Annotated in this window: 9 protein-coding genes; 3 read left to right on the forward strand and 6 right to left on the reverse strand. The window is 42.8% G+C overall.

Annotated elements, in window-relative coordinates:
• Positions 1-107: 107 nt before the first annotated feature.
• From GQS54_RS21600 to GQS54_RS21610, 3 genes are all read right to left on the reverse strand, one after another.
• Positions 108-3,236: a DUF748 domain-containing protein gene (locus GQS54_RS21600; protein ID WP_346766599.1), complete on the reverse strand. Its 3,129-nt coding sequence runs from the start codon at positions 3,234-3,236 to the stop codon at positions 108-110.
• 131 nt (positions 3,237-3,367) lie between these two features.
• Positions 3,368-3,934, reverse strand: coding sequence for a DUF2780 domain-containing protein (locus tag GQS54_RS21605; protein ID WP_166425995.1), 567 nt, complete (start codon positions 3,932-3,934; stop codon positions 3,368-3,370).
• A 362-nt stretch (positions 3,935-4,296) separates the two neighbouring features.
• Entirely contained in the window at positions 4,297-4,692 is a 396-nt protein-coding gene (locus tag GQS54_RS21610) for a VOC family protein (RefSeq protein WP_166425996.1), read from the reverse strand.
• A gap of 121 nt (positions 4,693-4,813) precedes the next feature.
• Here GQS54_RS21610 and GQS54_RS21615 point away from each other — a divergent pair, with 121 nt between their 5' ends.
• Positions 4,814-5,518, forward strand: coding sequence for a YafY family protein (locus tag GQS54_RS21615; protein WP_166425997.1), 705 nt, complete (start codon positions 4,814-4,816; stop codon positions 5,516-5,518).
• 197 nt (positions 5,519-5,715) lie between these two features.
• Here the strand turns inward: GQS54_RS21615 and GQS54_RS21620 are convergent, their stop codons facing one another.
• The 3 genes from GQS54_RS21620 to GQS54_RS21630 form a co-directional block, all read right to left on the reverse strand.
• Positions 5,716-6,147, reverse strand: coding sequence for a universal stress protein (locus tag GQS54_RS21620; protein WP_166425998.1), 432 nt, complete (start codon positions 6,145-6,147; stop codon positions 5,716-5,718).
• A gap of 388 nt (positions 6,148-6,535) precedes the next feature.
• Positions 6,536-7,453 (reverse strand): histone deacetylase family protein, encoded by a 918-nt coding sequence (locus GQS54_RS21625; RefSeq protein WP_166425999.1) that lies wholly within the window; start codon positions 7,451-7,453, stop codon positions 6,536-6,538.
• Positions 7,450-9,291: a bifunctional acetyl-CoA hydrolase/transferase family protein/GNAT family N-acetyltransferase gene (locus GQS54_RS21630; RefSeq protein WP_166426000.1), complete on the reverse strand. Its 1,842-nt coding sequence runs from the start codon at positions 9,289-9,291 to the stop codon at positions 7,450-7,452. The genes GQS54_RS21625 and GQS54_RS21630 overlap by 4 nt, the downstream gene beginning before the upstream one ends.
• A gap of 899 nt (positions 9,292-10,190) precedes the next feature.
• Here GQS54_RS21630 and GQS54_RS21635 point away from each other — a divergent pair.
• Together GQS54_RS21635 and GQS54_RS23110 are read left to right on the forward strand one after the other, a co-directional pair.
• Entirely contained in the window at positions 10,191-10,931 is a 741-nt protein-coding gene (locus GQS54_RS21635) for a hypothetical protein (protein WP_166426001.1), read from the forward strand.
• 164 nt (positions 10,932-11,095) lie between these two features.
• Positions 11,096-11,358, forward strand: a 263-nt coding sequence (locus tag GQS54_RS23110; protein WP_205967878.1) for a hypothetical protein, incomplete at its 3' end; no start/stop codon positions are given.

Here is an 11,358-nt window from a genome sequence, read left to right on the forward strand (position 1 = left end):
TTAGCGTATTAGCGTATTAGCGTATTAGCGTATTAGCGTATTAGCGTATTAGCGTATTAGCGTATTAGCGTATTAGCGTATTAGCGTATTAGCGTATTTTAATTAGGTTAGTTTGCTTCCAGTGTGAGTGTTACGCCACTCTTATCACGCTGCAAATGCTCACGGCTGTTGAGCAGAAATAATCGGTTGGTGTCCACTTTCGCGTTATTCACCAAAAACGTTTTAACTGCTTTAGCCCTACTTTCGGCCAGTATTGCCAACGCGTGGCGTGGCACTTTAATGCTATTTCTAACTTGATTGTACATCGCAATGACCAAGGCTTGGTTCTGTTGGTCTTGTGAGATAAGGCGCTTACCGTCTTTGTGCTCTGGTTGACCCTGTTCTAGTTGTGCGTTGACCACCTGCCGCTCTTCTTCCACAACCTTGTTCGTCGCAGTGCTAAATAATGTCACCAAGGCGTTTCCGTATGGCCCAGTTAACGTAATGGCGCTAGCAGAGAAATCAGCAGGCAACACAGCGTCTCCAGTCAACTCGAGCAATTGCTGTTGCAGCTGTTGTTCAGCAATCTCGTACGCATCTTGTACTTCGTTAACGGTGCCTTCAATGTTTACGCGAAGACCTGGGCGTTTAACCAGCGCTTTAGCCAATGTGTTGAGTTTTTCAGATATGGCATCGTTCAGAGCAGCAGAACCATGAGAAAATGCAATGTCGTTAAGCTCATCGTCGCTGCCGACTAGATTAGCCAAAAGCGAGAAAGGCGCAGTGACGGCTTTGGTTATTATGTTACCAAGCGCTTTGAAAATAATCGCGCCAAACCCAAAACTTGGGTTGTTCAAATCCCCTGACACTTCCATACCTAGGTCAATTACGCCATCAGAGTCTTGCAACAACGCAATAGCAAGCCCTAATGGCAGACTAAGCGCTTGGTCTGAATCGGTTTTTCTACCTAAGGTGAGCTGATCAATAACCACATGATTTTGACCCTTTAACTGATTGTTCTCCAACTTATAACCTACGTCTAATGACAATAAACCTTTGTCAATAAAGTGTCCCATATAGGTACCTGAGTATGGGTTAACCGACGTCAACTCAGCGCCGCTTACCGAGAAGTTTAGATCAAGATACATATCATCAAGCAGAGGGTTAATCGCCCCGCTTAATGCCACTGGCGCATAACCATCAATTTTACCGTTCAAATCAACGTTAGCGGAAGTATCTGCTTTTGACGACAAAGAAGTGATACTGCCGTTTAACGCCTCAATACCCGAAGCAAAGCGCGGTCTAAGAGAATTATCTTCAAAGTAAGCACTGCCCTCTAGTACACTAATATCATCAATTCTGATCGCCATAGGCGAAGCTGTTTGTTCAGTCATTGTGGGGCTATTCACAGCAGCGGATGGTTGTATTGGAGCCGCACTGGCTGATGGCGTTTTAACGATAATATCGCTAATGTTTGTTTGTCTATTTTTATCAATGACCAGTTTGGCGTAGGGACTTTTAAGCGTTATTTTTTGCAGTGAAAAGACATTTTCGCCGGTGTCATACTGAACCCCTGCTAACTGCATATCCTGCCATTTAAGCAGCGGTTCTTGTTTCAGCCCATCTACGACAGCAAGCTCGCTAATATTGGCTTGCCCTGTAAACACGGTAGGACTAGCCGAACCCGCTGCAAATGAACCCGATACACCAGCGATGCCGTTTTGCAGATTAGCGTTTAAATAGGGTGTGATATACGGTTGAAGCTGTACTAATGCGAACTGACTAACATCAACCGTACCAGCGACTTGTTGTTGCTTTACATTTACCTTGCCACTACTCACAAACTCGCCTAATGCACTTGTGGGAAGCTGCGTGGCATTTCCCCCAACCCCGAGCTGCAGAGTGTATTCTATGGGGCTTTCAAAGTGTGTATCGACTACACCCGTCGTGGCATTGATATTAAACACTCGCCAATGCACACCTTGGGAAACAACACGTTCGTTAATGGCTATATCGCCATTATTCAAAGCAAATGACTGTAAAACCACTCGCCATTCGGGTTTATCTGCTTCGTCTTGCACAGAAGTGCCTGCATTTGGATCCGCTTGCTCGGTTTGTGCATTTTGTGACTCAGTGCGAGAAACAGCATCTGAGTTTGCTGCTGATTTTACATTAGGGGCACTTGCGGTAACGGGATCAAGTTTTGACTGCGGCGTTAATATGGCAACTAAATCTACGCCCATCTTATCAACACTCGCATCAACCCAAGGCTCATCGATGCGAACACTGCCGATATCAACTTGCTGAGTGTTTGTATCAAGTTTTACGCCAGTAATATGTATGCCAGCAATCTTAACCTTTGGCTGGCTATTGCTATCAGTAATCGTCAGGTTCGATAGAGCTAGTTGTCCGTTATTTACTTGTAAGCGTACGCCGTCTACGTGTTGTACTAGGTGATAATTCAAATTGAAATCTAATAGGCCATTAGTGAGCCTTGCTTCAATTACGTCATCTGATAGCGGCCACAAAGGTGACAGCGCAACACTTGCCAGCTCAATACTGCCCTTTGCTTCAAGAGGCGCCAATTGAAACTGCCCATCGAAGTGGAGCGTACCACCTTCATCAGAAAGCAGCTTAAATTCATAATGATTCTCAGGTAATTGAGCACTTTTATCTTTCAATGGTTGAGAAATTAAAGCGAGGGTATCCAAATCAGTTAATTCAAACGCCAACTCGGGATAGTTAATTTCAGTGTCAGTGACGCGATCTGAAAGCAGTACGTGTCCGCCAGAGAGTTGAAAGCGCCCTAATCGAATATGCGGAATTTTTGTTATCTCATCTTCATCCACTGGTGGTTGCTCTGACGATTCTTGCTTGAGCTTTTCGATAATGTCAGAAAAATTAAGCGTCGTTTTATCACCACCAGATATACGGGCTAAATGGGTATAGGGCTCATCAATATATGCGTGTTCAATGGTTGGGGTTAAGTGCAGCAGCGTTTGCCAAAATCCAACATCCACCTCTAACAGCGAAACCTGCACAAATGGTGCATTAGTCTGTTCTTCCTCAACGATAAAGTCAGACACACGAACACGAAGCAAAAATGGATTGATACGTACTTTTTCAATGCTTACCGTGCGCCCAAGCTTGTCGCTCAACACACCTGGCAACTGAGACTGTAAAACCAAGGGCGTGATAAGACCTAAAATTAGCGCATAAATGAGATATGCAGTGATGACATACGTGGTAATACGCACCCACTTTGCTTGATTGCTGAAAGTTGTTATTAGATTTTTGAAAGACATAGCGGGCTTGGTTTTAGAACGAGAATAGTATTATAGACATGGCGAGCCCATCACAGATAGCAAATAAGCCCGCCCAAGAATGATTAAAGCAACGAAGCTAAATTACCTAATCCAGATTGAAGCAACGCTTGAGTGTCTTTATCACCGCTAAGATAAGCGTTAATTTGCGATACAAAGCTACTAATCATGTCTGTATCTAAACCAAGCGCTTCAAATTGCTGCTTTAGGGCATTAATACTGCTTAACGATGAGCTGTATTCTGAGGCCTTATTTAATAATCCTGACATGGCAGAACTCTTTGATGACGAGTCCGAAGTCACCTCAGGCACGTAGTCAAGCAAACTGTCTAACCCAGGAATATTGCTTGCTAGCTCAGTGTAATCGCCCCCAGAAAGGTTAGATTTAGCGTAATCAAAAATTGACGCTAATCCGCCTTGAGACTGAGTTTCACTCACCCCCAAATTGTCAGACACCATACTGACCAAACTTGAAACATCTAAAGCTTGAGATTCAGTAGAAGAAACCGTTTGTGTTGACGTTGAGCTACTAGATTTACCCAGTAAGCCTTTTAATTTATCGACCGTATCATTAGCAAATGCGTGCGATGAAAGGGTTAAGGTTGTAATCAGTAAAACAGAGAATATTTTCATTTAATAGTCCTTAAATGGTTTGAATGTTTGGAATTATTTTACCCGTCACAACACATATTTAGATGAACGCATCATGCAAATAAAATCGGCGTTCACGCCTAATGCTCATTTTAGAATGCTTTTGTAGTATAAAGTTCGAATGATGCAATGAAGGGTAGTTTAGCGCGCTATCCTAGCGCAAATCGAGATTTTATACCCTAACAAAAATGTAAAGTTTGTCTTTACAATTCGAAGGCAACGTAAGCATTAATGAAAATGCCCCGACCTAATCGTCAGGGCTTATAGCTTCTAGGCTGAACACTAATACTGCATATTGAAAGTGTCACTATAAAGCAGAATTGCTTTGCCACTGGGAGATATAATTAAGCGCCCTCACCTAGGATGCAAAATGCATTCAGTTTATTGCCATCTAAGTCTCTAAAATAGCCTGCGTAAAAACCTGATTCTGCTTCTTCAGGCCGAAACCCGACAGCCCCTTCAGATGTTCCGCCTAATTCAAGTGCTTTGTTATAAAAGGCATTAACCTGTTGTTGGTTTTCTAACGCGATGGCGACCATGGTGCCATTACCTACCGTTGCAGGCTCTTTATTAAATGGCACTGCAACACCAAGCGAAGGTTCACCTTGCTCTTTTGACCAAGCAATAAAATAATCAGGCTCATCCATAAACCGTACTGCACCTATCGTGCCTAATAAGGCATCGTAAAATGCTCCTGATTTAGCTAAGTCTGCTGTTCCTATCGTTACGTATCCAATCATTGCGCTCTCCTGTCAGTTATTATTTAACGTGACTTAATAGTAGCCATTGACTACTGACAGTTAATGTCAGTAGTGTTTGTATAAAATTAAGCATACATCCACACAGATGAAGTAATCACACATGCGCAAAGCTGAAAGACTAAACGATATTGTTCATCACCTAAGAAGAATGCATCAAGCTGTTACAGCGCATACATTAGCTGAGAGTTTTGAAGTTAGCTTAAGAACTATTTATCGCGATATCCAAGATCTAGTTGATTCAGGTGTACCGATTTTAGGTGAGGCTGGAGTGGGTTACGTAATCGATAAAAAATATCATCTACCTCCTATTATGTTTGATGCAGACGAATTGGAAGCAATCGCCTTGGGAATTGGTATGGTGAGTAATTGGACCGATGAAAAGTTCGCCGAAAAAGCACAAAGTGCCTATCGAAAAATTCAAGCCACATTACCCGCTCAGTTAATTAACGAGCTTCACCAAATCAGCACATTTTCAGCCCCCAGCCATTACAAAATACCTTGGGAAGTCAACTTCACCGAAGTGAGAGAATGCATTAGGCGCAAACATGTTGTCAGCTTTACCTATTTGGACCTTAATGACCGACAAACTGAGCGAGTCATTCGACCTCTCGCATTAATATCATTTAGTCCGATATGGTTACTGGCCGGCTGGTGTGAACTACGCGGTGCATTTAGAAATTTCCGCCTGGATCGGATCACAGAATTTAGCCAACTCAACACCCGCTACAAAGATGAAAAAGACAAGAGCCTATCGACGTATCTCAAACTCGTTAATAAAGATCAATACGCTGCTAGCAGCCGTTAATAAAGTCGTTAAAACACATTTATAAAAGTAGGCGCAACTTTTTAAGCATTTAATTAGCCCAGCGACTAGCTTTAAACTCCCAGCTTAGCGCGATTAAGACGCGTGCCTACGGTTGCCGAACTCTGATTTTTTACCCAACTCGAAGTCTGCTTTTATTTCATCCAAGATCGCTACGGGACAAGATATAAGCGCCAATTTCATTTGACGACTAACACTGGGCAATCGGCTTTATTCGCTATCGCTTCTGCAACGTTAACATTCAAAAAATGAGAAAGTCCGGTTCTTCCATGGCTGGCAATAACTACCATGCCAATATCTCCGCTGTTGGCCTCGGCCAAAATTTCATCGATGGCATCACCGTGCCGGATAACCGTTTCAACCTTTAAATTAGTAGTCAATTGGCTTAATAACTCGTGCATTTTACTCGCAGCAGCGTCTTCCATATTTTTAGCTAGCTCTTGGGGCGTTATCGCAAGGATCATATAATTCTCATCGCCTGAAGGCTGCTCGACAATATGTAAAATACGAATGCCTACCTGATACAAATTCGCCATTTCAATGGCATATTGCAAAGCATGTGCTGCAGTATCGGAAAAATCGGTTGGCCATAAGATATTATGTGTTCGCATATTACTCTCCTTATTGAGGTAAAAGTGTTTTTGCAATGACGTGGCAAGCGTCACCAAAACAGACTCGGCGCCAATCTCAGCGGATTGAGTATAGTCAGTTTAAAAGGCCTTTTAGTGATCATAATCAATTCAACAACAATCTAGACACTCAAAGTTACAACAGAACGAATACCTTGTGTTTATTAATTGGGTTGTGATTGAGTGCTTTATGACTTTGGATGTCGTTGTTGCTTCTTTTACAAGAGATTCAATATTTGGAATAACTGAGGTTGAACGCCCGATGATTACTCAATGCGGACATCTAGCTTAGCTAGAGACGCCAGCATTTTTAATGCTTTTTTAACCAAAACCCTTTCCCTGAGTTAACACGTTGAGTGTTAATGACGAATTACTCCATCATGCCTTTAATATGTGCAATGACACTGCGCCCCAATGCGCTTAATACATAACCACCTTCCAAGGTGGAAACCATCCTGCCCTTGCAATGTTTAACCGCCAGTTTTTTAAGCTCTGAGGTCAGCCAGTAGTAGTCTGTTTCGACTAAATTCAAATGCCCCATATCATCTTCATAGTGACTATCGAATCCAGCAGAAATCAGAATTAATTGCGGGGCAAAAGCATCTATTTTAGGTAGCCATTGCTCGCTGATTGCTTGCATAAATTCATCGCCATAGGTACCAGCAGACAAGGGTAGATTTAATATATGCTCGTTGCCCGGCCCCATATTATAAGGGAAAAAAGGCGACTCAAATGACGAGCAGAACAACACGCGTTCATCGTTAAAAAAAATGTTTTCAGTGCCGTTACCGTGATGTACGTCAAAATCTATTATGGCTATGCGTTCCAAGCCATATTGCGCCATTGCGTAAGCGGCAGCGACGGCAACATTATTAAAAAAACAAAAGCCCATGGACTTGGCATATTCGGCATGGTGTCCTGGTGGGCGCACGGCACAAAACGCTTGTTCGGCTTTACCTTGCATGACGAGATCGACCGCCATCACGTTTGCGCCCGCGGCATATAACGCAGCGTCTAAACTGCGAGGCGTCATTTGCGTATCGGGTGCAAATTCGATTACCCCTTCTTTTGGCGCACTGGCAAATACGTGATCCACGTATGCTTTGTCATGGGCTAAATATAATTGCGCTTTGGTGGCTTGAATTGCTTGTTGTTTATCAATAACAAAATCAAGCCTTGAGGCAATCAGTTGATCATTAATAGCGTGCAATCGGTCGGGGCTTTCGGGGTGATCTTCACCTGCGTCATGCAAACCACAACTAGGGTGACTAATAAATACAAAACTCATTGTTGTTTATCCAGACTCAAAATTAAATTTACTTCACCGGGCTCATCTGCTGGTTGGCGCACAAAATTAGCACTTTCGAATACTCTTAGCATATTGCGGTTATCTGCTCTGACCATAGCGAGCATTTTTGTTAAACCACGTTGTTTGGCGATAAGTATCATTTCAGCCAGTAGTTGTTTGGCCATGCCTTTGCCATGGAATGACTCCCGGGTAACAAAAGCAGCCTCACAGCTTTGCTTATCTGCGTTTAAATAATAGCGCCCTACGGCCTGAATTTCGGCTACTGAACCGTGTTGCCTAACAATGCACAACGCTAAGTCGTGACTCTGATCAACACTGACCAAGTTACATGATTTTTCCCGGGTCATTTGCGTGGGATAATGGTTATAACGGTAAAAAAGAGTTTCTTTGGTATGCGAATAGAAGAATTCTTGCAAACGGCGTTCATCGGCAGGGTTCAATGGCCGTAAGTCAAACGCCTGATTATCGACTTTAAGTGTTTTAAACCCCAGAGGTCCCAGTTCAGGAACATCTCGAGGATAGTTTTTTTGATAATTAGGCACCCAGTAATGCTCACGCACTTTAGCAAGCAACTGTTCACGAAACTTAGGATGAGCCACTCGAATTAATTCTAACGCACGCTCACGAATACTGCGCCCCTTAAGGGAGGCTACACCAAATTCGGTAACCACATAGTGTACGTGACCACGAGATGTTACCACCCCACTGCCTTCGGTGATAAAAGGCACAATACGCGAGATTGTGCCGTCTTTAGCGGTTGAGGGCATGGCGATAATGGGCTTGCCACCGACCGACATGGCCGCACCACGGATAAAATCGACTTGCCCGCCTATACCGCTGTAGAACTGATGACCAATTGAGTCAGCAACCACTTGCCCGGTTAAGTCGACTTCAAGTGCGCTATTAATGGCGACCATTTTATGGTTTCGCGCAATATTCGCCGGGGAGTTAAGGTAATCGCTGGGATAAAACTCAACATGAGGATTATTATCCACAAAGTCATACAGCTTTTTACTGCCTAAACAAAAACTGGCCACCGTTTTACCCGGATGAAAGGTCTTTTTACGATTATTGATCACCCCTTTGGCTATCAAATCGATAATACCGTCCGTAATCAACTCACTATGCACACCTAAGTCTTTGTGGTTCTGCAAGTAATACAACACGGCATTGGGAATTTTACCTACGCCAAGTTGCAGCGTTGCACCATCATCCACCAGCATGGCGACATATTGCCCTATGCGTTCAGTGATTTTATCCGGTTCGAAAAGCGGTAGTTCAGGTAAGGCTTGTTCAACTTCAATGCAGGCTGCAAAATCGTCAATGCGGATAAATGTCTGACCACTGGTGCGGGGCATCATAGGGTTTATTTGCGCAATCACATATTTGGCTTTTTTAACGGCAGCCAAATTCACATCTACCGCCACACCTAATGAACAATAACCGTATTTATCCGGCAAGCTGACCATAATCAAAGCCGCATCTAGCGGCAAGATGTCTTGTTCGAACAGTGACGGCACTTCTGATAAAAAACACGGGGTATAATCTACACGCCCTTCCGCCACAGCTTGGCGGATTTTTTTACCGCCAATAAACAAGGCGTTAACTTTAAATAAATCACTGAATTGCGACTCTACCCAACGACTTTCTGACAAGGTATTGATATGCACCAATTCAATGTCATGCAGATCACCGCTATTGGCAATCAAATCATCAATAAGTGCATTGGGAACGGCAGCATTAGAGCCAATAAAAATGCGATTGCCTGACTTAAGTAATTCTTTCCAGTCAGGGCGATTGGGTAAGGCAACTTCCATAATAACTCCTAAGGCACGCGTCAAGGTGACTATGCCACAGAATAACGCCATGAGCATTAAGACCCTAGTATGAGGTTATAAACTGTAGTGGTAGTTTGAATTAATCTCTATCGGCTAAGTTATCCGTTGACGTCAAAATCTAGCGATAGCCAATATGAAACCAGCAGATGCTGGCTTTCGTTAGTGTTTTTAACTTTGCTCCCAAAGAAGTTAAACCTTCGAGCAACTAACTGCGAGGGGTTGAAATCAATTTAAAGTGACTCTGACAACTTTTATTTTTTAAAAAAATCGCATCCTCTTACCTAATGCCTAGACCTGCTCCAAGAACAGTCAAGTTAACGTGAGTGTCTATTTAATTTCGTTATACTCTTTGTGTTTGGCGACGAAAGAATACCACCAACAGTCGGTTAAGTTGTTCGTCTATCACCAGTTAACCATGAGTGGAGTACTTATTATCTGAATTCGGGCGTATCACTTTTGTTAATAACCATTAACAAAAGATGGCTCAACTTTTTCAGTATACAGCCAATTTGAATGACTTAAACTTGCTAGTTGAAAAATATGAGTATGACTATGTTTGACTAACAGAAATGCCTATTTCTGTCGTTAGCAGTTATAGTTTTCAATGTAGATTTAACGACAAAAAACCACAGAACTAGCCAACTAGAACTGCACATTAAACATAAAGAAAAGCTAAATTTGCGATTTGCGCATGTACAGCCAGCCGACAACCAACCAGCACATCTGATCAACCTTGAAAGTGCCAAAAACTAAACGCACAGCGTGTGGTGACGCTTCAATGTGCCTACATCGAAACGTGCCTTCAACACATACTCTTGACATTATTTGAAAATTGCTCAATTATTAAGCAGCCAACATCAGTTTAAAAGGACTTAACTATGTACAAATACCCCCTCGTCGCCCTGACATTTTGCCTTATTGCCTCTGGATGCGCGTATCTACCAGGTGGAGGTGCTGCTTTTATACCCACTACCACTATTACCAAGAGCGGCATTGACAAAATAGCTGAAAAATACCAAAACGCCGTGTGCACAAAACAAGACACTAGCAAAGGTTGTAGCGCTGAGGGAGCTATACGGGATAAATCTTGGCTTGCCAATATCAACACCTGCCAAGATCCAGCACGTGTCCCCGCGACCTGTAAAATACTGAGAAACAACATTATTAATGAACTACTTCTCATATCCGATCACTACTACCACATATACGAAGGCGGGATGCTCGCTGGTAACGCTAAAAATAATTTCTATACTGGCGCACTTCGTACTTCATTAGAAACAGCAGGCGCCCTTATAACAGTCGCCGATACGACCAAAATACTATCAGGCCTAGCTGCACTTACCGGAACGCTACAAGATTCTGCTAGCCAAGAGTTCTATTTTGATAACACTATCGACGCACTCATCACCCAGATGCGAGCAGACCGGACAAAAGCAGTTATCCCACTACTTAGCAAACAAAAGGCAGATTACGATGACTACTCCATAGAAACCGCCATATCTGACATCAACACCTACTATCGCGCCGGAACACTTGCCTCTGCTATTATATCTATTTCAAAAAGCGCCAGCGCAGCACAAGAAAAAAACGAGACAGATCTTAATACTGCGTTAAATTAACTGACGAATGATAATGTAATGTAATGCAGTGTCAGCTTTCTTGGGTAAAGAAGACGGTCGACTACGATAGCTTCAATGTCGCCATTCGCCCGCTACCGACGTTCAGCAAAGTTAAAAATACTCCACCATATTCAATATTTAATTAATCACAAAACCGTTAATACATGTTAACAAAAGCTGGCTCTATTAGTCAGCACTCAGTCAATCACGAGCAATTTAAGTGGCATGCTAAAAATAAGTTGTCTTTTATTCAGTCGTGTTGCTTATCATCAAGCAAGAAAACAGCATTAAAAAAATTAGCAAACGATACAGTATCGAAGCTAAACACACGAAATAAGAGAATTTATCAAGTGGCAGATTCAACTTTGAAGTGCATAACAGCTAAGCAGCTATTGCTACCATGTGTTCAGCCATTAACTTGGCTGGC

Source organism: Paraglaciecola sp. 20A4 (assembly GCF_011378905.1).
GTDB lineage: Bacteria > Pseudomonadota > Gammaproteobacteria > Enterobacterales > Alteromonadaceae > Paraglaciecola.